The sequence below is a fragment of the Micromonospora deserti genome, from assembly GCF_003236335.1.
GTDB lineage: Bacteria > Actinomycetota > Actinomycetes > Mycobacteriales > Micromonosporaceae > Micromonospora > Micromonospora deserti.
In genome coordinates this window covers 1-21,445 of sequence record NZ_POUB01000050.1, presented here as the reverse complement: position 1 = coordinate 21,445, position 21,445 = coordinate 1, and the positions used below count along the sequence as shown (strand labels likewise).

At 72.4% G+C, this 21,445-nt stretch carries 19 protein-coding genes and 1 pseudogene; 12 read left to right on the top strand and 8 right to left on the bottom strand.

Annotated features, from left to right (window positions below):
• Positions 1-5 precede the first annotated feature (5 nt).
• Together C1I99_RS34775 and C1I99_RS34770 are read left to right on the top strand one after the other, a co-directional pair.
• A pseudogene (locus tag C1I99_RS34775) lies at positions 6-221 on the top strand (acetylxylan esterase); the annotation flags it as partial.
• 237 nt (positions 222-458) lie between these two features.
• Positions 459-950 (top strand): acetylxylan esterase, encoded by a 492-nt coding sequence (locus C1I99_RS34770; protein WP_325049203.1) that lies wholly within the window; start codon positions 459-461, stop codon positions 948-950.
• 3 nt (positions 951-953) lie between these two features.
• Here the strand turns inward: C1I99_RS34770 and C1I99_RS10425 are convergent, their stop codons facing one another.
• The 5 genes from C1I99_RS10425 to C1I99_RS10405 form a co-directional block, all read right to left on the bottom strand.
• Positions 954-1,883: a dihydrodipicolinate synthase family protein gene (locus C1I99_RS10425; protein ID WP_111134013.1), complete on the bottom strand. Its 930-nt coding sequence runs from the start codon at positions 1,881-1,883 to the stop codon at positions 954-956.
• A complete protein-coding gene (locus C1I99_RS10420; RefSeq protein WP_233512452.1) occupies positions 1,880-2,911 on the bottom strand; it encodes an oligopeptide/dipeptide ABC transporter ATP-binding protein in 1,032 nt (343 codons plus the stop codon). Before C1I99_RS10420 ends, C1I99_RS10425 begins: the two co-directional genes overlap by 4 nt.
• On the bottom strand, positions 2,908-4,872 hold the full coding sequence (locus C1I99_RS10415; protein ID WP_111134012.1) for a dipeptide/oligopeptide/nickel ABC transporter permease/ATP-binding protein: 1,965 nt from the start codon (positions 4,870-4,872) through the stop codon (positions 2,908-2,910). Before C1I99_RS10415 ends, C1I99_RS10420 begins: the two co-directional genes overlap by 4 nt.
• Complete coding sequence (locus C1I99_RS10410) at positions 4,872-5,831, bottom strand: ABC transporter permease (RefSeq protein ID WP_111134011.1); 960 nt, start codon at positions 5,829-5,831, stop codon at positions 4,872-4,874. Before C1I99_RS10410 ends, C1I99_RS10415 begins: the two co-directional genes overlap by 1 nt.
• Positions 5,832-5,909: 78 nt before the next feature.
• Positions 5,910-7,526 carry an ABC transporter substrate-binding protein gene (locus C1I99_RS10405; RefSeq protein ID WP_233512451.1) on the bottom strand — a complete coding sequence of 539 codons (1,617 nt, stop codon included), beginning with the start codon at positions 7,524-7,526 and terminating at the stop codon, positions 5,910-5,912.
• A 213-nt stretch (positions 7,527-7,739) separates the two neighbouring features.
• On the opposite strand from C1I99_RS10405, the gene C1I99_RS10400 reads away from it, so the two are divergent.
• Positions 7,740-8,459 (top strand): FadR/GntR family transcriptional regulator, encoded by a 720-nt coding sequence (locus C1I99_RS10400; RefSeq protein WP_111134009.1) that lies wholly within the window; start codon positions 7,740-7,742, stop codon positions 8,457-8,459.
• Positions 8,460-8,555: 96 nt separating this feature from the next.
• Here C1I99_RS10400 and C1I99_RS10395 read toward each other — a convergent pair whose 3' ends face one another.
• Positions 8,556-9,032 carry an aminoacyl-tRNA deacylase gene (locus C1I99_RS10395; protein WP_111134008.1) on the bottom strand — a complete coding sequence of 159 codons (477 nt, stop codon included), beginning with the start codon at positions 9,030-9,032 and terminating at the stop codon, positions 8,556-8,558.
• 92 nt (positions 9,033-9,124) lie between these two features.
• On the opposite strand from C1I99_RS10395, the gene C1I99_RS10390 reads away from it, so the two are divergent.
• The 6 genes from C1I99_RS10390 to C1I99_RS10365 all read left to right on the top strand — a co-directional run bounded on the left by C1I99_RS10390 (position 9,125) and on the right by C1I99_RS10365 (position 15,840).
• Complete coding sequence (locus C1I99_RS10390) at positions 9,125-10,507, top strand: FAD-binding oxidoreductase (RefSeq protein ID WP_111134007.1); 1,383 nt, start codon at positions 9,125-9,127, stop codon at positions 10,505-10,507.
• On the top strand, positions 10,504-11,847 hold the full coding sequence (locus C1I99_RS10385) for a class I SAM-dependent methyltransferase (RefSeq protein WP_111134006.1): 1,344 nt from the start codon (positions 10,504-10,506) through the stop codon (positions 11,845-11,847). The genes C1I99_RS10390 and C1I99_RS10385 overlap by 4 nt, the downstream gene beginning before the upstream one ends.
• A gap of 96 nt (positions 11,848-11,943) precedes the next feature.
• A complete protein-coding gene (locus tag C1I99_RS10380) occupies positions 11,944-12,501 on the top strand; it encodes a winged helix-turn-helix domain-containing protein (RefSeq protein WP_111134005.1) in 558 nt (185 codons plus the stop codon).
• Positions 12,494-13,372 carry an SRPBCC family protein gene (locus C1I99_RS10375; RefSeq protein WP_111134004.1) on the top strand — a complete coding sequence of 293 codons (879 nt, stop codon included), beginning with the start codon at positions 12,494-12,496 and terminating at the stop codon, positions 13,370-13,372. Before C1I99_RS10380 ends, C1I99_RS10375 begins: the two co-directional genes overlap by 8 nt.
• A 186-nt stretch (positions 13,373-13,558) precedes the next feature.
• Positions 13,559-14,956, top strand: a complete 1,398-nt coding sequence (locus tag C1I99_RS10370; RefSeq protein WP_111134003.1) for an MFS transporter — start codon at positions 13,559-13,561, stop codon at positions 14,954-14,956.
• A 125-nt stretch (positions 14,957-15,081) separates the two neighbouring features.
• The gene (locus tag C1I99_RS10365; protein WP_111134002.1) at positions 15,082-15,840 is read left to right on the top strand and encodes a MerR family transcriptional regulator; all 759 of its coding nucleotides are present in this window, start codon (positions 15,082-15,084) and stop codon (positions 15,838-15,840) included.
• Between the two features lie 79 nt (positions 15,841-15,919).
• Here the strand turns inward: C1I99_RS10365 and C1I99_RS10360 are convergent, their stop codons facing one another.
• Entirely contained in the window at positions 15,920-17,467 is a 1,548-nt protein-coding gene (locus C1I99_RS10360; protein WP_111134001.1) for a gluconokinase, read from the bottom strand.
• Between the two features lie 325 nt (positions 17,468-17,792).
• Here C1I99_RS10360 and C1I99_RS10355 point away from each other — a divergent pair, with 325 nt between their 5' ends.
• Entirely contained in the window at positions 17,793-18,923 is a 1,131-nt protein-coding gene (locus C1I99_RS10355; RefSeq protein ID WP_111134000.1) for a hypothetical protein, read from the top strand.
• 16 nt (positions 18,924-18,939) lie between these two features.
• Here the strand turns inward: C1I99_RS10355 and C1I99_RS10350 are convergent, their stop codons facing one another.
• Entirely contained in the window at positions 18,940-19,506 is a 567-nt protein-coding gene (locus tag C1I99_RS10350) for a hypothetical protein (RefSeq protein WP_199562068.1), read from the bottom strand.
• A 191-nt stretch (positions 19,507-19,697) separates the two neighbouring features.
• Between C1I99_RS10350 and C1I99_RS10345 the strand changes: the two genes are divergently transcribed.
• The gene (locus C1I99_RS10345) at positions 19,698-20,186 is read left to right on the top strand and encodes a WapI family immunity protein (protein WP_111133999.1); all 489 of its coding nucleotides are present in this window, start codon (positions 19,698-19,700) and stop codon (positions 20,184-20,186) included.
• 120 nt (positions 20,187-20,306) lie between these two features.
• On the top strand, positions 20,307-21,445 hold a 1,139-nt coding region (locus C1I99_RS10340), incomplete at its 3' end, for a hypothetical protein (protein ID WP_111133998.1).

Genomic DNA, 21,445 nt, shown 5'->3' with positions numbered 1-21,445 from the left:
CTGCGCTGACCCGCACGGCGGCGTCCACCGTCCGGTGGGCGCCGCCGTGCGCCGGACGACGAACCGATCAGGAAGGGACACCTGTATTTACCGACTGGCCGCTGGAGAAGCTACGCCACCACCGGCCGGCCCGGACCGAACCCGACGACTTCGACGAGTTCTGGGCCGCGACGACCGGCCAGGCCGCGGCCGCGGCCTGGCCGGCGCGACTGGAGTCGTACGACGCGGGACTCACCCACGGTGCAGGTGTACGACGTCACCTTCGCCGGGTTACGCCGGCCAGCCGGTGCGCGCCTGGCTGCTGCTGCCCCGCCACCGGACCGGTCCGCTGCCCTGCGTCGTCGCACCGCGGACCCGGACCCGTCCGGGTTCCCGCAGGCCAACGGCTTCCTCACCCGAGGGCTCACCGACCCCGGCGGCTACTACTACCGGCGGGTCTTCGCCGAGCGGTGCGGGCGGTGGCGACCGCGCGGGCGATCTCGCAGGTCGACGCCCGGATCATCGTCGCCGGGGGCAGCCAGGGTGGCGGGATCGCGCTCGCCGTCGCCGGGCTGGTCGACGGGTTGGCCGGGGTCCTGGCCGACCTGCCCTTCCTGTGCCACGTCCGCCGGGCCGTCGACATCACCGACGCCGGGCCGTACGCCGAACTGGCCTCGTACCTGAAGACCCGACGCGGTGAGGTGGACCAGGTGTTCCACACCCTCAGCTACTTCGACGGGCTCAACGTCGCGGCCCGGATCACCGCCCCGGCGCTGCTGTCGGTGGCGTTGATGGACCGGACCTGTCCGCCGTCGACCGTCTTCGCGGCCTACCACCACTGCATCAGCGCGGACAAGGAGATCGTGGTGTGGCCGTACAATGGGCACGAGGGCGGGGCCGCCTTCCAGCGGGCGGAGCAGCTCCGCTGGCTCGGAAAGCGGGTAGGCTCCGGCGGCCCGTCGACGCCGTGACGTTCACAGCAGCCCGGCGTCGGCCAGGTACCGGCCGATCTGGGCGGTCTCGTCGCTGTTCAGCGGCACCTGGGGCAGCGCCGTGGTCGGATGGTCGATGATCCCCCGCAGATGCAGCGCGGCCTTGAAGGCGCCGAGCGGGGACGAGCTCATCCCCATCCGGTGCGCCCCCACGAACACCAGCTCGAACATCCGCAGCAGCCGCTCCTGCTCGGTACGCGCGGCCACCCAGTCGCCCTTGGCGGCGGCCTGGTACAGCCGCACGTAACCGTCCGGGTCGACGTTGCCCAGGCCGGGCACGACCCCGTCGGCACCCATCCACAACGCCGAGTCGACGGTGAGCTCTGAACCGGTCAGCACGCTGAACCCGGTGATCTCCGCCCGGTCACGCCGGCCCAGGATAAGGCCCCGCAGGCCGGCGTCGTCGCCGCTGGAGTCCTTGATGCCGGCCAGCACCCCGTCGGCGGCCAGCCCGAGCACCAGTTCCGCGCCCAGCTTGGTGTGCACCGACACCGGCAGATCGTACGCGTACAGCGGCAGGCCGGTCCGCTCGGCGATGGCCCGGAAATGCGTGTCGATCTCCACCGGGTGGGTGCGGGCGTAGAAGGGCGCGGTGGCCACCAGCCCCGCCGCCCCGGCCTCCGCGGCGACCCGGGCGTGGTCGAGTACCCGCAGGGTGGTCATGTCGATAACCCCCGCGAGCACCGGCACCTGACCGGCGACGTGACCGATCACCGTGTCCAACACGATCCGGCGGTGCGCGTCGGGGAGGAAGGCCACCTCCGACGAGGAGCCGAGCACGAACAGCGCGTCCACCCCGCCCCGCAGCTGGTGGTCGACGAGCCGGGTGAGCGAACGGGTGTCCACCTCGAAGTCGGGGGTCAGCGGGGTGCACACCGGGGGGATGACGCCGGTGAGTGCGGCGATGCTCATGGACGCTCCTGTGCTTGGCTGATCAGTTCGAGGTCGGTGGCGCCGCCCGGCACCGGGTGATGGCAGCGGAAGCGGTGGTCGTCCGTCAGGTCCTGCATCGCGGGCAGCTCGCGGGCGCACGCGTCGTCCGCCTTCCAGCAGCGGGTGCGGAACGGGCAGCCGGACGGCGGCCGGGTCGCCGAGGGCACCAGGCCCGACAGCGGGATCGGGTCGATCGGGGAGAGCAGGCCCGGGGTTGCGGAGAACAGCGCCCGGGTGTAGGGGTGGCGTGCCCGCCCCGGCACAGAACGGGCGGGTGCCTGCTCCACGATCCGCCCGAGGTACATCGTGACCACCCGGTCGCTCATCCGCCGCACCGTCTGGATGTCGTGCGAGACGAAGACCATGGCGAGCCCGAGCTGGTCCTTGAGGTCCAGCAGCAGGTTGAGGATCTGGGCCCGCACCGACACGTCCAATGCGCTGGTCGGTTCGTCCGCCACCACCAGGTCGGGCTCCAGCGCCAGTGCGCGCGCGATGGCGACCCGCTGCCGCTGCCCGCCGGAGAGCTGGCCGGGCAGCAGGTCGGCGGAGCTGGCCGGCAGCCCGACGAGGTCGAGCAGCTCGCGTACGCGCTGCTCGCGGTGGCTCGGCGCACCCCGCCGGTGCACGTCCAGCGGGTCCCGCAGGATCTGCCGGACGGACAGCCGGCGGTTCAGGGCGGTGGACGGATCCTGGAACACCATGCCGGTCGTCGCGCCGATCATCCGCCGGCGCCGTGACTCCGGCGTCGACCACACGTCCTCGCCGCGGAAGCGGACCGTCCCAGCGGTCGGGCGCTGTAGCGCCACCAGCACCCGGGCCAGCGTCGACTTGCCGCAGCCTGACTCGCCCACGATGCCGACGGTCTCCCCGGCCGCGACGGTGAGGTCCGCGCCCGTCAGCGCGTACACCCGGTCCCGGGAGAGGAGACCGCCGGAGCGGGCCCGGTGGACGACGTGCACGTCGACGAGTTCCAGCAGTGGAGTTCCCGCCAGCTCGCTCGGGTTCACCGGGCCTCCGTTCCCGCCGTCAGCGGCTGGGTGAGCGTCATCGCCGGGTGATGGCAGGCCGCCGCGTGGCGGCGCGGGTCACCGGCCAGTTCGGGCGCGACGGTGCGGCACACGTCGGTCGCCATCGGGCAGCGGTCGGCGAAGCGGCAGCCGGCCGGAAAGTCGGCGGGGGACGGCACGACGCCGCGTATCTGGGACAGCCGGGACGCGCCGGCCTCCAGGGACAGCACCGAACCGAGCAGGCCCCGGGCGTAGTGGTGGGCGGGCGCCCCGACCAGTTCGGCGGTCACCCCGGTCTCGACGATCTGCCCGCCGTACATCACCACGACCCGGTCCGTGACGTCGGCGACCAGGGCGAGGTCGTGCGAGACCAGGATCAGCGCGAAGCCGAGTTCCGCCCGGAGCCGCAGCAGCAGCTGGATCACCTGTGCCTGCACCGTCACGTCCAGCGCGGTGGTCGGTTCGTCAGCGATGATGAGCCTCGGGTCCCGGGACAGGGCCATGGCGATGAGGACCCGTTGCCGCTGGCCGCCGGAGAGTTCGTGGGGGTAGGCGGAGAGGATCCGGTCCGGGTCGAGCCCGACCAGTTCGAGCAGTTCGGCCGCGGTGCGCCGGCCGCCCCGCCGGATGACCTGCTTGAGCTGGGCGCGGACGGTCATCGCCGGGTTCAACGACGAGAGCGCGTCCTGGTAGATCATGGCCAGGTCGTGGCCGAGCAGCCGCCGCCGTGCCGCGCGGGGCATCCGGAGCAGGTCATCGCCGGCGAACCGGATGGTGCCGTGGATCCGGGCGTCGCGCGGTTGCAGGCCCATGATGGTCAGGGCGGTCAGTGACTTGCCGCAGCCGGATTCACCGACGAGTCCCAGCACCTCTCCGGGCCGGACGTCGAAGGAGATCCCGTCAACGATGTCCACCCCGTCGTGCCGGCTGTCGAAGCCGATGGCGAGGTTGTTCACCGCCAGGATCGGGGGGCCGTCGGGCAGTGGGCGGGCCCGTTCGGCGAGCCGGCGGGCGGCTTCGGCGAGCCCGGGCAGTTCGATGCCCTCGCCCGAGCCGGGCCGAGCCTGCTCGAACGTGTCGACGTCGCCACCGCGGCGGGCGGGCGGGCGGCGCGCGGCCGGTGTCGCCCAGGCGTCGGAGATGCCCTCGGACAGGATGTTCAGCGCCAGCACGGTGAGGAGGATCAGCAGGCCGGGAAAGACGGTGGCCCACCATCCGCCGAGCAGCACCAGGTTCTTCCCGTCGGCGATGACGCTGCCCCAGGAGGGGTCGGGCGGGCGGACGCCCGCGCCGATGAAGGACAGCGACGCCTCGAACACGATCGCGTCGGCGACCATGACCGTGCAGAAGACCAGGATGGGCGCGGCGCAGTTGACCGCGACGTGCCGGGCGAGGATGTAGGGCGTACGGGCACCGATGATCTTCTCGGCGGCGACGTAGTCCTCCCCGTACTGGGCGAGCACGTTCGCCCGGACTATGCGGGCCACGGGCGGGGTGTTGAGGAACCCGATCGCGGTCACCAGGACGCCGACCCCGCCTCCGAAGACCGCGACCAGGACCGCGGCCAGCGCGATGCCGGGAAAGGCCATGATCACGTCGAGGACGCGCATGACGCCTTCGTCGACCCACTTGCGGGAGGTGGCCGCGAGGGCGCCGATCAGGGATCCGGCGAGCAGGGCCAGGCCGGTCGCGCCGAGCCCGATGACCAGCGACCAGCGGGCGCCGTGCAGCAACCGGCTGAAGATGTCGCGGTTGGCGCTGTCCAGGCCCATCCAGTGGGTGGCGGACGGGCCGCCGCTGGCGGAGTGCTGGGTCAGCGGGGAGTGCGGCGAGATGATCGGGGCGAGCACCGCGGCGAGGGCGACCACCACCAGGACGCCGAGCGCGACCCAGGACAGCGGCGGGAGCCGGCGAAACGCGACACCCGGTCGGGCCAGCCGTTCGGTGAGTCGTCGACGCATCAGCCGGCACTCCTCAGACGTGGGTTGACCAGCAGGTAGAGGATGTCGACGATGAGGTTGACCACGACGAAGCCGGTGGCGATGGTCAGTACCACGCCCTGCACCACCGCGGGGTCGCCGTTGGTCACCCCGTCGATCATGAGCTTCCCCATCCCTGGCAGGGAGAAGATCGTCTCGATGACCACCGCGCCGCCGAGCAGGTAGCCGACCCGCAGGCCGAGCACGGTGAGGGGATTGATCAGCGCGTTGCGCAGCACGTTCCGGCCGACCACGACGACCGGCGGTAGCCCGCTGCCGATCGCGGTGCGTACGTAGTCCCGGTCCAGTTCCTCGACCATCGAGGTCCGGACGATCCGGGTCAGCTGAGCCGCGACGGGCAGCGACAGAGCCAGCGCCGGGAGGGTCAGTGACCGCAACCAGCCGCTGAAGGAGTCGGCCGGATTGATGTATCCGCCGGTGGGGAAGAGGCCGGCGTCCACGGCGAGGTACTGGATCATCAGCAGGGCGAGCCAGAACGACGGCGCGGCGACGCCGGTCAGCGACAGGACCCGGATCAGCTGGTCGGGCCAGCGGTCCCGGAAGAGCGCCGCGGTGACGCCGAACACCAGCGCGGTGACCACGCCGATCAGCAGGCCGAGGAAGGTCAGCTGGAGGGTCAGCGGCAGCGCGGTGAGCACCGAGTCGAGCACCGGTGCCTTGGTCAGCACGCTGGTGCCCATGTCGCCCTGCGCGAGATCGCCCACGAACCGCAGGTAGCGGATCGGCAGCGGATCCAGCAGGCCGTTCTCCAGTTGGAACTGGTGGATCTGTTCCGGTGTGGGGTTGGCGCCCTGGAAGTACGCGTACTCGGGCTTGTTCTCGGAGAACCGCATGACGATGAAGACGAACAGGATCACGCCCAGCAGGAGCGGGATCAGGATGAGCAGGCGGCGGACCAGCATTCTGGCGATCACTGCCACGGTTGACTCCTCGGCGGGTGGGACGTCCGGCCCGGGCGGGGCGGGCGACGGCTGGTCGCGCCGCCGCCCGTACCCCCGTCAGACGCGCTCTGCCTGAAGCAGGTTGATGCCCGGGTAGGCCTGCGGGCGGACACCTGAGAGCTTCTTCGGGTCCCAGGCCGTCATCAGCTCGGTGTGCACCACCGGGTACAGCACGGCCTGCTCGGCGATCACGTCCAGGTACTGGTGGGTCAGTGCGAGCTTGCGGGTCTGGTCCGGCTCGCGGGTGGCCTGGTCCATCAGGGCGAAGAGGTTCTTGGCCTCGGCGCTGTTGTCCCACTTGGTGTACTTCATCCAGGTGCCGCCGGGGGTGTAGTTGTAGCGGAGGATGAGGTCGGCGTCGAGGCCGAACTGGTTGGGGTTCGAGGCGGCGGCGACCACCTGGTATTCCTGGGACTGGTCCATCTTGGTGAACAGCGCGCTGGTGTCCTGCGGCTGAAGCGTCGTCTGTACGCCGATCGCGTTCCAGGAGTTGGCGATGGTGGGCAGGCAGTCGGCGATCCAGCTGACGTTGACCGCCATGAGGGTGACCGACAGGTCGGTGACGCCTGCCGCCGCGAGCAGTGACCTGGCCTTCGCCGGGTCGTAGCCGTAGACCGTCTTCGCCCTCGCGTACGAGGGGTTCTGCTCGTTGAGGAAGCTGCTCGAGGCGGTGCCGTGGCCCTTGAGCGCGACCTCGATCATCTTCTCGGTGTCGATGGCGTAGAACAGTGCCTGCCGGACCCGCACGTCGTCGAACGGCTTGGCGCCGGTGTTGAACATCAGGAACATGTGGTTCATGCCCTTGCCGCCCTCGACGGTGAGGCCGGACTCCTTGAGCTGGTCGATGTTGGCGTACGGGATGTTGTCCGCGATCTGCGCCTCGGCGGAGCCGCCGGAGATCTTCGCGACCCGGGCCGAGCTGTCGACGATGGACAGCCAGTTCATCTTCTTGAACCGTGCCTTGCGCGGCCCGTTGTAGTCCGCGAACGCTTCGAAGGTGGTGTTGGACTTGGGGTTGTGCGCGGTGAGCCGGTAGGGACCCGACCCGACCGCCTTCCCGCCCTTGGCGGCGTCCCAGCCACCGGTGGCCCCGAACACGTGCTTCGGCATGATTTTCGCGATCGCGAGGCGGCGCAGGGCGTCGGGGAAGGGGAAGTTGAAGACCAGTTCGACGCTGCGGTCGTCGACCTGTCTCACCTCCTTCAGCCACGAGCGGAAGAAGGAGCTGACCAGGGTCGACCGGTCCAGCACCCGGTCGAAGGTGAAGAGCACGTCGTCCACCGTGACCTGCTGGCCGTCGTGCCACTTGGCGCCCTCGCGCAGGGTGAACCGCCACGCGGTGGCTGCGGTGTCGGTGGGCAGCGCGGTGGCCAGCGCGGGGTAGGGCTCGCGGGTGACCGGGTCGGTCTCGATCAGCCCTTCGTAGATGTGGTTGTTGGCGGCCATGGAGAACGCCGAGGCCGTCATCGTGGGGTCCCAGCTCTGGTCGTTGCCGTAGCCGATGACCGCGGTGACCAGGTCTTTGTCTGCGCCGGCACCCACCGAACTGGTGGACGCCGGTCCGGATTGGCAGGCGGAGATGTTGGCGGTCACGACAGCCGCCGCGCCGAGCATTCCACTGAAGCGCAGGAAGTCGCGGCGGCTGTATTGGGGCCGGGATACCGGGGCGCTCACGGTGCCTCCTACCGATTGAGGTGACTGACGTTACTGCTAGGACGTGGGACGTTCCACATCCCACCTCCCCGGTTTAGGATGGAGGCTAGAGTGGCTGCTGCGCCTGGGTCAAGGGAATGAGTCAGCCAGGTTTCCCGGAGGTTGCGACTGCCACCCGGATCAGCCGGCGGCGTGCCGGTCATAGGATGTCCAGCGGAAGGTTGAGCCTGACCCATGAGCGTTGCCGACCGTCCCGTCCGCCCTCGAGCGAGCCGCGCCGCTGAAGCCCGGGAGGCGGTCAAGAGGTTGATCCTTGACCGGGGCCTCGGCGTGGGGGACCCGTTGCCCACCGAGTCGGAGCTGATGAAGGAGCTCGGCATCAGCCGAAACTCCGTCCGGGAGGCGCTCAAGGCGTTGCAGGCCGTCGGCATCGTCGAGATCCGGCATGGCTTCGGCATGTTCGTCGGGCGGATGTCCCTGGGCGGACTGGTCGACGAGCTGGCCTTCCACGGCCGGATCACCCCCGCCGGCGGTGGCCATCACCTCGCCCACCTCGTGCAGGTCCGGGAAGCGTTGGAAAGTGGCCTGGTCATCCAGCTCATCGAGCGGCACCGCGAGGCCGATCTGTCCGCGGCGGCCGACGTGCTGGACCAGATGGACGCGGAGGCGCGCCTTGGGGCCGTCTCCCCGGAGACCGACCGGCGCTTCCACGACGTGCTCTACCTCCCGTTGCGCAACCCGCTCGTCGGGCAGTTGCTCGGCGCGTTCTGGGACGTCTACCACCAGCTGCGGCTGGACCTCGGCGCGCCGACCGAGCCGCCGCGGGAGGTGGTGCGCCGCCACCGGGTGATCCACAACGCCGTGGCCGCGGGCGACAAGCAGGCGGCGGTCACCGCGGTGCAGGCCCACTTCGACGGCGTACGCGGGCGGCTGGCGCGGCTGCGCGGCTGCTGACCGCGTCGTGCGGGGGCCGACCGGGCCGGGGATGCCTGTCCGGTTGAGCGGTGGTCGTCGGCGCGCTGGACGCCGAGTCCTGCCCATCGACCGAGCTCAACCTGCCGGCGCCGGCCCCGGATCGGTGACGTCGGCGACGGTGGCGGCCAGGAACGCCAGCGCCGGGTCGGCGTCGAGGGCGACCCCCACCCCGTGCTCGCCGGCGCCGAGGGTGATGGTGCGCCCGCGCAGCCGCTCGTCCGCGACCACCGGCCAGGCCCTGGTGGCGCCGAACGGGGTGATGGTCCCGCGTTCGTAGCCGGTGACCTGCTTCGCGGCGGCCGCGTCAGGCATGGAGAGCCGGTTGACGCCCAGCAGGGCCCGCAGCTTCGGCCAGGAGATCACCCGGTCGCCGGGGGTGAGCACGAACAGGTGGTCGTCCGCGCCGCGCCGGACCACTATGGTCTTCACCACGTCCGGCACCGCCACCCCGAGGGCCCGCGCCGCCTCGGCGAGGTCGCGCACCGGCCCGTGCCGGATCACGCGGTACCGCAGGTGGGAGGCGTCCAGGGCGGCGAGGGCGGGGTTGGGCATGGCGGCACGGTAACCCGTCCGGCCGGTCCAGGACGCGAAACGGCCACCGTGGACATCCCACGGCATCCACCATCGGAGCGTAAAGTGATCTCATGCACGCCGTGCGTGATCATGATCAGGCGGTGGCCCAACTGCGGCGGTCGTACGCGGCGGTGCCCGCGGGCGAACCCGTCCGGCTGGCCAAGCGCACCTCCAACCTGTTCCGGCCGCGAGCCGCCCCCCGCGCCCCCGGGCTGGACGTCAGCGGGCTCAACGGAGTCCTCTCGGTCGACCCGGTCGCCCGCACCGCAGAGGTGCAGGGCATGTGCACCTACGAGCACCTGGTCGACGCCACCCTGCCGCACGGGCTGATGCCGCTGGTGGTGCCGCAGCTGCGCACCATCACCCTGGGCGGCGCGGTCACCGGCCTCGGCATCGAGTCGACCTCGTTCCGCAACGGGCTGCCGCACGAGTCGGTGATCGAGCTGGACGTGCTCACCGGGGCCGGCGAGATCGTCACCGCCCGGCCCGACGGGGAGCACGCCGACCTGTTCGCCGCGTTCCCCAACTCGCTGGGCAGCCTCGGCTACGCCACCCGGCTGCGCATCGAGCTCCAGCCCGTGCGCCGGTTCGTGACGCTGCGGAACATCCGGTTCACCTCGCTGGAGGAGCTGACCGACGTGGTCGGCGAGGTCACCGCCACCCGATCCTGGGCGGGGGAGACCGTCGACGCGATGGATGGGGTGATGTTCAGCCCCGGCGAGGCGTACCTGGTGCTGGGCTCCTTCACCGACGAGGCGGCCCAGGTCAGCGACTACACCGGCCAGGACATCTACTACCGGTCGCTGCGCCGGCGCACCCGCGACGCCTTGACCGGGTACGACTATCTCTGGCGCTGGGACACCGACTGGTTCTGGTGTTCCGCGGCGTTCGGGGTGCAGCATCCGGTGATCCGCCGGGTCTGGCCGGCACGGTGGCGGCGCAGCGACGTCTACCACCGGCTGGTCCGGCTGGAGCACCGGCACGGCGTTGCCGCGCGGATCGACCGGTGGCGCGGACAGCCGGCCCGGGAGCGGGTGGTGCAGGACGTGGAGATCCCGCTGGAGCGCACGGCGGAGTTCCTGCGCTGGTTCGCCCGTACGGTCGGGATGAGCCCGGTCTGGCTCTGCCCGCTGCGGCTGCGGGAGCCGGCCGGCGCGGGATCGGCCCGGGCCTGGCCGCTGTATCCGCTCGAACCCGGGCGGGACTACGTGAACATCGGTTTCTGGGGGAGCGTGCCGATCGCCGAGGGCGCCGCCGACGGCGACGTCAACCGGGAGATCGAGCGCATGGTGTCGGAGCTGGGCGGGCACAAGTCGCTCTACTCCGACGCGTACTACGACCGGGAATCCTTCGACCGGCTCTACGGCGGCGCGACGTGGCGCGCGGTGAAGGACCGCTACGACCCGGACCACCGGCTCACCGGACTGTACGAGAAGGCGGTAACACGAGCATGAGCCTGACCGATCGAGACCAGGGGGCGGCCAGCGTCCCCGCCACCCCGCCGGCGGGGGGCCGGCATCCCGGTCCGACCGTGGCGGACGTGGTCCGCGCGGTCACCATCGGGGACCTGCCGGTGCGGATCGAAGGGTACGACGGCAGCGCCATCGGCCCGGCCGACGCCGGGATCACCCTGTCGATCCGCTCCGAGCGGGGCCTGAGCTACCTGCTCACCGCCCCTGGCGACCTGGGCATGGCCCGGGCGTACGTCAGCGGCGATCTGGCGTTGCGCGGGGTGCACCCGGGCGACCCGTACGAGGCGCTGCGGGTGCTCAAGGACGAGCTGCGGCTGCACGCGCCGTCGCTGACCGAGGCGCTGAACCTGGTGCGTGGGCTGGGCTGGGAGCGGCTGCTCCCGCCGCCGCCCCCGCCGCAGGAGGCGCAGCCGCGCTGGAAGCGGGTGGTGAACGGGCTGCGGCACTCCCGGGCCCGGGACAGCACCGCGATCTCCCACCACTACGACGTGTCGAACGCCTTCTACGAGAAGGTGCTCGGCGAGTCGATGACGTACACCTGCGCGGTCTTCCGGTCCCCCGACGACACGCTGGAGCAGGCCCAGGCGGCCAAGTACGACCTGGTCGCGCAGAAGCTGGCGCTCAAGCCGGGGATGCGGCTGCTCGACGTGGGCTGCGGCTGGGGCGGCATGGTCCGGCACGCGGCCCGCGAGTACGGCGTGAAGGCGCTCGGGGTGACCCTGTCGAGGGCGCAGGCGCAGTGGGCGCGGGAGGCGATCGAGCGGGAGGGGCTGACCGAGCTGGCCGAGGTGCGGCACCTCGACTACCGGGACGCGCCGCGGGAGCAGTTCGACGCGATCTCCTCGATCGGGCTGACCGAGCACATCGGGGTGCGCAACTACCCGACGTACTTCGGCGCGCTGCGCGACCGGCTGCGCCCGCAGGGGCGTCTGCTCAACCACTGCATCACCCGGGCGGACAACCGGGCGCCGCACCGCTCCGGCGCGTTTATCGACCGGTACGTCTTCCCCGATGGTGAGCTGGCCGGCCCGGGCCGGGTGATCAGCGAAATCCACGACGCCGGGCTGGAGGTGCACCACGAGGAGAACCTGCGCCAGCACTACGCGCTGACGCTGGCGGCCTGGTGCCGGAACCTGGTGGAGTACTGGGACTTCTGCGTCTCGGAGGTCGGTGCGGGCACCGCCCGGGTGTGGGGGCTCTACATGGCCGGGTCCCGGCTGGCGTTCGAGCGTAACGGCATCCAGCTGCACCAGGTCCTGGCGACGCGCAACGGCCCGGGCGGGGCTAACGGCTACCCGCTGCGGCCCGACTGGCTGCCCTGACGCCGCCCTGGCCCGACGAAAGCCGCGCCGTCCGTCGGCGCGGCTTTCGTCGAACCCATTGACAAACAAGTTTTGTACGTACAAACTGATTTTGCCATGAGAGACGTCCTGTATCTGGAGCAGATCGAGCAGGCCGAGGCCCTGCTCAAGCCGCAGCGCATCGAGGTGCTGCGGCAGTTGGCCGAGCCGCGCACGTGCACCGAGGTGGCCGCGCGGCTGGAGCAGACGCCCCAGCGCGTCTACTACCACGTCAAGCAGCTCGTCGCGGCCGGCCTGGTCGAGCTGGTCAGGGAACGCAAGGTCCGCGGCATCACCGAGGGCATCTACCAGGCCGCCGCCCGCTCCTACTGGCTCTCGCCCCGGCTGGTCGGGCGGATCGGTCTGCGCCGGGCCCGCGACGAGCTGAGCCTGGGCTACCTGCTCGACCTGATGGAGGAGGTCCAGGCCGACATCGCCGCGCTGGACCGCGCCGCCCCCGAACTCCCCTCGGTCGGGGTGTCCGGCGAGATCCGGGTGCCGGCGGAGCAACGCCAGCAGTTCCTGCACGACCTGCAGACCGCTCTGCAGGACCTGTTCACGCGCTACGGGGGCGCCGAGGGTGACGCCTTCAAGCTCGCCGTGGCCTGCTACCCGAAGGGAAACGACCGTGACTGAACCGATGAAGCTGGACGCCCGCCTCGCCGCCCCGGTCGAGGCCGTCCGCCGCGCCCTCACCGACCCGGCCGAGCTTCGCGTCTGGCTCGCCGAGCACGCCGAGGTGGAGCTGCCGCGCCGGTACGAGTTCTGGGGCCGCCACACGCCCGAGGGCGACGTGCCGCACCAGCGGCTGCTGCACGTCGACGACCACACCATCCGGTTCGGCTGGCTGCTCGACGGGGTGGAGACCACCACCGAGATCAGCCTGCGCGCCGACGGGCCCGACAGCACCGTCATCTCGCTGAGCCAGAGCCACTTCGACTTCGCCGAGGCGATCAGCGGCACCAGCATCCGGGGAGTGCTGCAGACCTTCTGGAGCCTGTCGGTCGCCAACCTGGCCGCGCACCTGGAGGGCCGGCCGCTGCTGCCCAAGGTCGACTTCACCTCCGCCGACCTGCGCGGCGAGCTGCTCATCGACGCCCCGATGGCGAAGGTGTACGAGTCGCTGACCGACTCCGAGCAGGCCAGCGCCTGGTTCGGCTACCCGATCGGCATCGAGCCCTGGGTCGGTGGCCGGTACGCCATGGGCGGCTTCGAGAGCGGCTACGCCGCCAAGGTGGTCGACCTGGAGCCCGGCCGGAAGATGTCCGTCGACTGGGGACCGACCGGCGTCACCACCTGGGAGCTGGCCGAGTCCGGGGGGAAGACCCGGCTGACCTTCGTGCAGAGCGGCTTCGACGAGCAGAACCCGCCGTACGCGGCCTGGGCCGGGTCGGTGTCCGGGCTGGCCGAGCTGCGCCGCTACCACGAGGTGCCCGACTGGCAGCCGATCTGGCTGCCCGCCGAGATCCCCGGCCTGCAGCCCGAGACTGCCGACGCCACCAGCTGACCGCGCCAGCAGGGCCCCTTGTCACCCCATCGGGGACAGGGGGCTCTGTCTGAGCGGTCCAAGGTCTAGGTCCGCTTCCCCGGCGCCAGGAGGTCGCCGGTGCCGGTCATGAGATCTCCACCCGCCGGGGTCATCGTCCCCACCTTCGGCAACTAGGCTGGGGCGGCCGCGAAGAACGGGGAGAATGTGCGTAACCACCCGGCCGTCGTGCTGGTCGCCGTCCTGCTGTCCACGCTCTCGCTGCCGTTCTCGCTCACCGGCGCCTCGGTCGCCCTGCCGGAGATCGGCCGTGACCTCGACGCCGGGCTGGCCGCGGTGCAGTGGGTGGTGAACGGATACAACGCCACGTTCGCCAGCTTCATGCTCGCCGCCGGCGCGCTCGCCGACCTGTTCGGCCGGCGCCGGGTCTTCGCCGTCGGCGTGGCGATCTTCGCCGGGTCCGGGCTGCTCGGCGCGGTCGCCGACAGCATCGTGCTGCTCGACGTCGTCCGCGCGCTGGCCGGCGTCGGCGCGGCCGCCGCCGCGACCAGTGCCTCCGCGATGCTCGCGGGCACCTTTCAGGGCCCGGCCCGGGCGCGGGCGTTCAGCGTGTTCGGTACGACCATCGGCGTGGGCCTGGCCTTCGGCCCGTCCATTGCCGGGCTGCTCATCGACGGCTTCGGCTGGCGGGCCGTCTTCGCCGCGCCCGCCCTGGCCGGGCTGGCGGTCCTCGCTCTGGTGCCGCTGCTGCCCGAGTCCCGCCAGCCGCACCCCGGCCGGATCGACTGGCCGGGCGCGGTCTCGTTCACCGGCGCACTGCTGCTGCTCATCTTCGGCTTCGTGCAGGGTCCCGAGCACGGCTGGGGCGACCCGCCGATCGTCATCGCCTTCGCCGTGGCGCTGGTGCTGCTGGTGGTCTTCGTCCGGGTCGAACGGCGACGCGCCAACCCGATGTTCGACCTGGCCCTGCTGGCCAGCCCCCGGTTCCTCGGCATCTGCCTGGCGGCGGCCACCACCGTCGCCGTGCTGGTGCCGCTGCTGGTCTACCTGCCCTCGTACCTCACCACCGTGGTCGGGCTCAGCCCGGGCGCGGCCGGCGCGACGCTGATCCTGCTCACCGCCCCCACCCTGGTACTGCCCCTGCTCGCCGGCGCGCTGACCCGGCGGGTGCCGGCGACGGCGGTGATCGTCGTCTCGGTGGCGGTGGTCGCGGTCGGTGCGGCGTGGGCGACGGTGCTCTCCCCGGGCAGCGACACCGGTGTGCTGGCCGGGCCACTGCTGACCATCGGCGTCGGGGTCGGGCTCTCCATCGGGCTGCTCGACGCCCTGGCGATCGGCAGCGTCGCGCCCGAGCGGGCGGCCACCGGCGCCGGGATGATCAACACGGCCCGGCTGGCCAGTGAGACGGTGGCCATCGCCATGGTCGGCGCGGTGCTGGCCACCACCACCGCCGGCCGGCTCACCGACCCCGGCTTCACCGGCGGGTTGCGCGCGGTGCTCTGGTCGATGGCCGTGGTGGCGCTGGTCGCCACGCTGACGGTCGCGGTGCTGGTCCGCCGGGCCGGGGCGCGGCGGACCGAGCCGGCGCGGGCCCCGGCCGGCTGAGCCGTACCGCTGTCCGAGGCGTTCCTGCCGGAGGCTTCCGGGATGGCGTGACGCGGATCGCGGAATCGGCCTTGACCCTCCCGTAACGGCAGGCGGGAGCCTGGTTCCCGGAAGGGAGGGACACCATGGCGTACACGGTGGGACAGGTGGCGAAGGTCGCCGGGATAACCGTCCGGACGCTGCACCACTACGACGAGATCGGCCTGCTCTCGCCCACTGGCCGCAGCCCGGCCGGTTACCGACGGTACGACGACGCCGACCTGGAGCGGTTGCAGCACATCCGCTACTACCGGGAGCTGGGGTTCCCGCTGGAGGAGATCGCCGCGATCCTCGACGACCCGGCGAGTGATCCGGCGGCGCACCTGCGCCGCCAGCACGAGCTGCTGACCGTACGGATCAGGCGGTTGCAGGAGATGGTCACGGCGATCGAGTTCGCGATGGAGGCGAGCAAGTTGAACATCCCACTCAACCCGCAGGAGCGGTTCGAGGTCTTCGGCGACGCCGACCCGGACGCGTACGCCGAGGAGGCGGAGCAGCGGTGGGGCGGCATCGAGGCGTACCGGGAGTCGAACCGGCGCGTCGCCCGCTACACCAAGGAGGACTGGCTGCGGATCAAGGCCGAGAACGAGGACTGGGGGCGGCGGTTCGCCGAGGTGATGTCGTCCGGCGCGCCGGCGGACAGCCCGCAGGCGATGGAGTTGGCCGAGGAGCACCGGCAGCTCATCAGCCGGGGGTTCTACGAGTGCTCGTACGAGATCCACACCGGTCTGGCCGACATGTACGTGGGGGACCCCCGGTTCACGGAGTACTACGAGAAGATCAGGCCGGGGATGGCGACGTACCTGAGCGAGGCCATCCACGCCAACGCGATCAGCCGCGCCTGACCTGTGCGGCGGCGCCGGCCCCGGCCGGCGCCGCCATCGTGGACCGCCACCGCATCCCCCGTTCGGGGTGTTCGGGTGGTCAGGACGGTGGCGGCGCCGGCGGGGGCTCCGCGGGCAGGTTCGGGGCGAGCCGGCGCAGCGAGGTGAACGCGGGGGTCAGCGCGTCGTACAGCTCGGAGAAGAGCGGCAGCAGCGACGCGTAGGTGGCGGCGGCCGCCGGGTCGGGGCGTACGGTCTCCTCGATGCGCACCAGGTCGGCGGCCACGTCGACGCTGCCGATCAGCCCCAACGCCTGCATGCCGAGCAGTGCCGCGCCGAAGCTCGACCCTTCACGCCCGGCGGGAAAGCGCACCGGCATGCCCAGCACGTCGGCGAGCATCTGCCGCCACAGCGGGCTGCGGGCGAACCCCCCGCCGGCCCGGATCTCCCGCACCTCGTTGCCGGCGGCCCGTACCGAGGCCAGCACCAGCGCCAACTGCTGGCACACCCCCTCCAGCGCGGCGCGCACCAGGTGCGCCCGACGGTGCCCGTGGGTCAGCCCCACGTACGCCCCGCGCGGCAGCGCGCTCCAGTTCGGGGCTCGCTCGCTGAGCAGGTACGGCAGCATGATCAGCCCGCCGGAGCCGACCGGGGCGCGGGCGGCCAGCGCGAGCAGTTCCCGCTCGGCGTGCTCGCCCAGTTCCGGGGCGAGCGCCTCGCCGGCCCAGTCGAGCACGATGCCGCCGTTGTTGATAGCGCCACCGACCACCCAGCGCCGTTCCGTCAGCGCGTAGCAGAACACCCCGCCGAGCGGGTCGACGGTGGGGCGTTCCACCGGCACTCGCATCGCGCCGCTGGCGCCGATCGAGCAGGCCATCACGCCCGGGGCGACCGCGCCGAGGCCGAGGTTGGCCAGCGGACCGTCGCCGGCGCCGACCACCACCGGGGTGTCGGCCGGCAGCCCGGTGGCCGCGGCGGCCTCCGGGGTCAGCCCGGGCAGCACGCTGGTGGTGGGCACCAGCTTCGGCAGCTGCTCGGCGGTGACACCGGCGACGCCGAGCGCGTCGGGGTCCCAGGTGAGCTGCCGGATGTTCATCAGGCCGGTGGCCGAGGCGATCGAGTGGTCGGTGACCAGCGCGTCGCAGAGCCGCAGCAGCAGCCAGTCCTTGATCCCCACCCAGTACGCGACCCGGTCGAACAGCTCCGGTTCCCGTTCGGCGTACCAGAGCAGCTTGGACAGCGGCGCCATCGGATGCACCGGGGTGCCGGTGCGGCGGTGCAGCGCCAGCCCGGAGGGGATCGCCCGCAGCCGCTCGGCCTGCCGGCTGGCCCGCGAGTCGGCCCACGTGATCGAGGGGGTCAGCGGCTCGCCGTCGGTGTCCAGGCCGATCAGGCTGTGCATGGCGGAGCTGAACGACAGCCCGGCGATCGGCTGGCTCAGCTCGGCCACGACGGTACGGATGGACTCCAGCGCGGCGTGTCTGATCCGCCACGGGTCCTGCTCGGCGTACCCGGGCTGTGGCTCGTCGAGGGGGTACGCGGCGGAGTGGTAGGCGAGCTGCCGGCCCTCGACGTCGTAGGCGACGGCCTTGGTGCTGGTGGTGCCGATGTCGACGCCGATGACGATGCCGGGGCGGGTATCACTCACCGACGCTCACCCCCTCACCGGACGCCGGCAACCATGGCGCTCACCGGGTGTGGCTGACGTTACCCAGACCGTGACGACCCCGTACGGCGAAAGCACACGGGCAGGTGGCCGCCGCCCGAGGGGTGTCCGGCCGCGCTCGCCCGCGGTGGGCGCGCCGTCCCCGACACGCCCGACGGACATGAATCGACGCAGCGAAACCGCCCTATCGTCCGGATTTCTCCACCGTTCGGTCAGTTCGTCCACCGTCGACGTGTCCCCGCCGGTCGCCGCCGGAGTTAACACCTGTGACACCCCGGTTGGTGGCCTGCGCGGCGAAGGAGTCGGCATGGCAAGAACTGATTCGACGGGTTCCACGTGGCGGTACCGGTGGGTGCACCGGCAGAACGAACGGCGGCAGCGGACGTTCCGCAGCGCCGACGAGGCATGGCGACGACGCGACGACGACCTGCGCCGCCTGCGTACCCTCGCCGAGGATTTCCAGGGGTCCGCGGCGGCCGGTGCCGGTCTGCCCCTGGAGCTCGCCCCCGACGAGGTGGTCTTCTGGGCGCTGCCCGCCGCGCAGCTGGTGGAGGTCCGGCACGCCACCGTGCTCCCCGCGCCTGACCTGACCGTCACCCCGGAGGCCGCGCCGCTGCGGCCCCGCCGCCCCGACGGGATCCGCGTCGCCGACGCCGGCATGGCGGTGATCACCAACCGCCGGTTGGTGCTGCTGGGCGGGCGCGGCCGGCGCGACTGGGCGTACGGGAAGATGACCGGCCTGGTGCACGACGCGGCGGCGCCGGTCACCCTGATCCAGGTGTTGGACCGCCGCCGCGCCTCCGGGCTGATGCTGCCGGTGGACGTGGCCGCCGACTTCCGGTTCAAGCTGACCCTGGCCTTCGCCGACGCCATCGAGCAGCGTGCCGCGGTGCTTGCCCAGCTCGACGAGCTGATCGCCGAGCACGCACAGCTCAGGCCGTTCCGGCCGGCCATCGCCACACCCGGGCAGGCCCGGCTGTCGGCGTTCGTGCCCGGCGGCCGGCGCACCGTGGCGATCGCCGCCGGCATCGCACTGCTGGTGCCCGTGGCGTTCGTCGAGTCCGACCCGTCCGACCCGACCCGCGCCGAGGTCGCGGTCGCCGCGACGTCCGCGCCCAGCGCCTCCGCCCGCCCTGCCACGCTGCCCGCCGCGGCGGCGTCGCCGACGCCGCGACCCCGCACCCCGTCGCCGTCCCCGTCGCCGCCCGAGGAGCGACGTTGCGGGGCCCCGACCAACCCGATGGGGTACGACTTCTGCGGCGGTACCCGGATCCGTCGCCCGGCCGCCGAGGTCTGCGACTGGTTCGACTGCGTGCCGCAGTTCTGGGCCGGGCGGGGCTACCTGGTGCAGTGCCGCGACGGCTCGGTCAGCCTGGCGGGCGGCAGCCCGCGGGCGTGCGGCGCCTACGGCGGCGTCCGCCGCACCATCTGGACCTGACCCGCGCCGCCACGGCCTACCCGGCTGCTCCGTCGCGCAGGCGCTGGAGGGGGAGCAGGCCGCCGAGGATCAGCGCCGCGCCGAGCGGCAGCAGGTCGAGGTTGACCGCGATCGGCACGAAGCCGAGCACCACCAGCACCGGGGTCCAGGCCGGTAGCAGCCGGGCGGTCGCCGTCTGCACCAGGAGGGTGAGGATGCCGGCCTGGAACAGCAGCGGCCCGAGCACCATCGCCGGGTCCGGCAGCGGCGCGGCGTCGGCCAGCGCCGGGAAGAGGTCGCCGAGGATCACCCAGAGGAAACCGGCGGTGCCGGCCAGGCCGAGCGCCGTCGCGGCCTCGGTGAGCACCCGCTGCCGTGGCGCGGCGGCGAGCAGCAGCCGCCGCAGCCCGACCAGGAGTACGGCGAAGAGCACGAACGCGACCAGGAAGAAGGTGTGCCCGACGTTCCACGCCCAGCCCGGCCCCCGGTCGCCGTCCAGCCCGTCGACCAGGCGCAGGAGACCGTAGAGGAGCAGGAACGTCGGCGCGCCGAGGGCGGCTGCCGGCACGAGTCCGGCGGAGGTGCGGGTGTCGGCTGTGGTCATGCCTCAGCCTGGCGCCGCCGGCGGTGTCGCTCCATCCGGGTCTTCCCGCAACGGCCCCTGACCGGCGACCCCTCAGTGTCGATCCTGGTTGGCCCCGGAGATGCCGTTTTGCCGGGCAGCTCGTCCGTGAGCTCGGAGGGAGGTGGGGTTTTCTACCAATTCATCCCCGCGAGTCCGAGATGATGGGGTCCATGGAGATCCGCTCCGACGACGGCGCCCGGGTGAGAATCCGGCCCGTCGGGTACCAGCCGGGCGTCGAGCCGCCGGACGACCCCGCGACGGTGGCGGACTGGCACGACTGGCTGCTGGTCGAGGTGGACGCCCGCACCGCCGACGGCCAATCCTGGTCGCACTGTGCGCCCTGCCTGACGGTGACCGAGGCGGTCGAGCTGGCCGACTGGCTGCGGCAGCGGGTCGAGGCCGCTCTCGATCCGTCCGCGCCGCCGGCGCTGGTGCGCTTCATCGAGCCGAACCTGGCCCTCCGGACGCGGGTCATCCGGCGCCGGCGGATGGAGCTGACCGTCGAGTTCTCGCACGAGTCGCTGCCGCCCTGGATGCGGCGGCAGCCGCTCAGCGCCGTGTACCCGCTGGCGCTCACCGTCTCGGCCGACGCCCTGGCCGTCGCGGTGGAGCAGTGGGCGCGGGACTGCGCCGCCTACCCCCGCCGCGCCACCTGCTGACATCGGCTCCCGTGCCGGTGTCGGTCTACCAGCAATGGATCAATTCGCTCCTATCGGAAACAATGGGACGTATCGATCGGCGTGCGTGTCCTGTCGGGGGCGCGGGCGGTTGTACCAGGCGTGACGGCGAAATCACCCGCCATCATCACGGCCGCCGGGGCAGCGCCGCCCCGCTGGCGGACCGCATGGGCGGAACGCGAGAACGATCGACGGCGGCGCGCGTACGACACGGAGACCGAGGCCTGGCACCGACGCCACGACCACCTGCTCCGGCTGCGGATCGAGGCGGCCGGGTTCCTCGGGTGCACCGATCCGCGCACCGGCCTGCCGGTCGAGTTGGACGACGGCGAGGTCGTCTACCGGGTACTGCCGACCGCCGAGCTGGTCGAGGCCGAGGCGCGGCACGTCCCTGGCCTGCCCGCACCGGCGCTGACCGTCGGGCCGGCCGGCGTACCCGACCGCCCGCTGCCCAGGGGCCTGCGGATCGTCGACGCCGGTGTGGCCGTCGTCACTGACCGCCGGGTGGCCTTCGCCGGCCGTGAGCACCGGCGCGAGTGGGCGTACGCGGACCTGGTGGGGCTCGCGCACCACCCCGACGCCCCGCTCACCCTGCTGCACACCGCCGACGGGGGCCGGCTCGCGGGGCTGCGGGTACCGGCCACCGCCGCGGTGAACGTCCGCTTCTATCTCACCCTCGCCGTCGCCGCCGCCAGCGGGGACCGGGACGCCGTCGCCGCACAGCTCGACGGCCTGATCGACGCCCATCACAAAGCCCGGCCGGTGGCCCCGCTGCCGCTCGGGCCGGAGCAGGCACCGCTGACCGCGCTGCGTCCCGAGCGCCGGGTGGCCACGGTCACCGCCGTCGCCGCGGTGGCGTTCGCGACGCTGACCGCCAGCGCTCTCGCCTCCGAGCAGGTCGACCCGCCCCAGCGGGTGGAGGCACGCGTGAACACCGCGGTCGACCCACCGGGCGTCGTCGTCCCGTTCAGCCGTGCCGAGTTGGGCGGGTCGCACACCGATGCGGCGACATCACCGTCCAGCGCGACTGCCGAGCGGGCGGGCGGAGAGGCCGGAGACGCCGCGCCGACCTGGGGCCCGGGCACGGAGAGTCGCCCCACTTCCGTGCCAGTCGCCGGGCCGACGGGCGCGCCCAGCCCTCCGGCCGGGCCCCCGGGACTGGCTCCGGCTCCCGGGCCGGCCTCGACCACCGCCACGCCGCCGGCTGCCGGCCCGACGGCCGCGCCGCCCCCGCCCAGCGA

What these genes read in the sequence shown, in the direction of transcription:
- C1I99_RS10390 (WP_111134007.1), top strand. Translation starts at nt 9,125, where the DNA reads ATGCACGCCGTGCGTGATCATGATCAGGCGGTGGCCCAACTGCGGCGG.
- C1I99_RS10350 (WP_199562068.1), bottom strand. Translation starts at nt 19,506, where the DNA reads ATGACCACAGCCGACACCCGCACCTCCGCCGGACTCGTGCCGGCAGCC.
- C1I99_RS10425 (WP_111134013.1), bottom strand. Translation starts at nt 1,883, where the DNA reads ATGAGCATCGCCGCACTCACCGGCGTCATCCCCCCGGTGTGCACCCCG.
- C1I99_RS10365 (WP_111134002.1), top strand. Translation starts at nt 15,082, where the DNA reads ATGGCGTACACGGTGGGACAGGTGGCGAAGGTCGCCGGGATAACCGTC.
- C1I99_RS10400 (WP_111134009.1), top strand. Translation starts at nt 7,740, where the DNA reads ATGAGCGTTGCCGACCGTCCCGTCCGCCCTCGAGCGAGCCGCGCCGCT.
- C1I99_RS10355 (WP_111134000.1), top strand. Translation starts at nt 17,793, where the DNA reads ATGGCAAGAACTGATTCGACGGGTTCCACGTGGCGGTACCGGTGGGTG.
- C1I99_RS10415 (WP_111134012.1), bottom strand. Translation starts at nt 4,872, where the DNA reads ATGCGTCGACGACTCACCGAACGGCTGGCCCGACCGGGTGTCGCGTTT.
- C1I99_RS10385 (WP_111134006.1), top strand. Translation starts at nt 10,504, where the DNA reads ATGAGCCTGACCGATCGAGACCAGGGGGCGGCCAGCGTCCCCGCCACC.
- C1I99_RS10395 (WP_111134008.1), bottom strand. Translation starts at nt 9,032, where the DNA reads ATGCCCAACCCCGCCCTCGCCGCCCTGGACGCCTCCCACCTGCGGTAC.
- C1I99_RS10380 (WP_111134005.1), top strand. Translation starts at nt 11,944, where the DNA reads ATGAGAGACGTCCTGTATCTGGAGCAGATCGAGCAGGCCGAGGCCCTG.
- C1I99_RS10345 (WP_111133999.1), top strand. Translation starts at nt 19,698, where the DNA reads ATGGAGATCCGCTCCGACGACGGCGCCCGGGTGAGAATCCGGCCCGTC.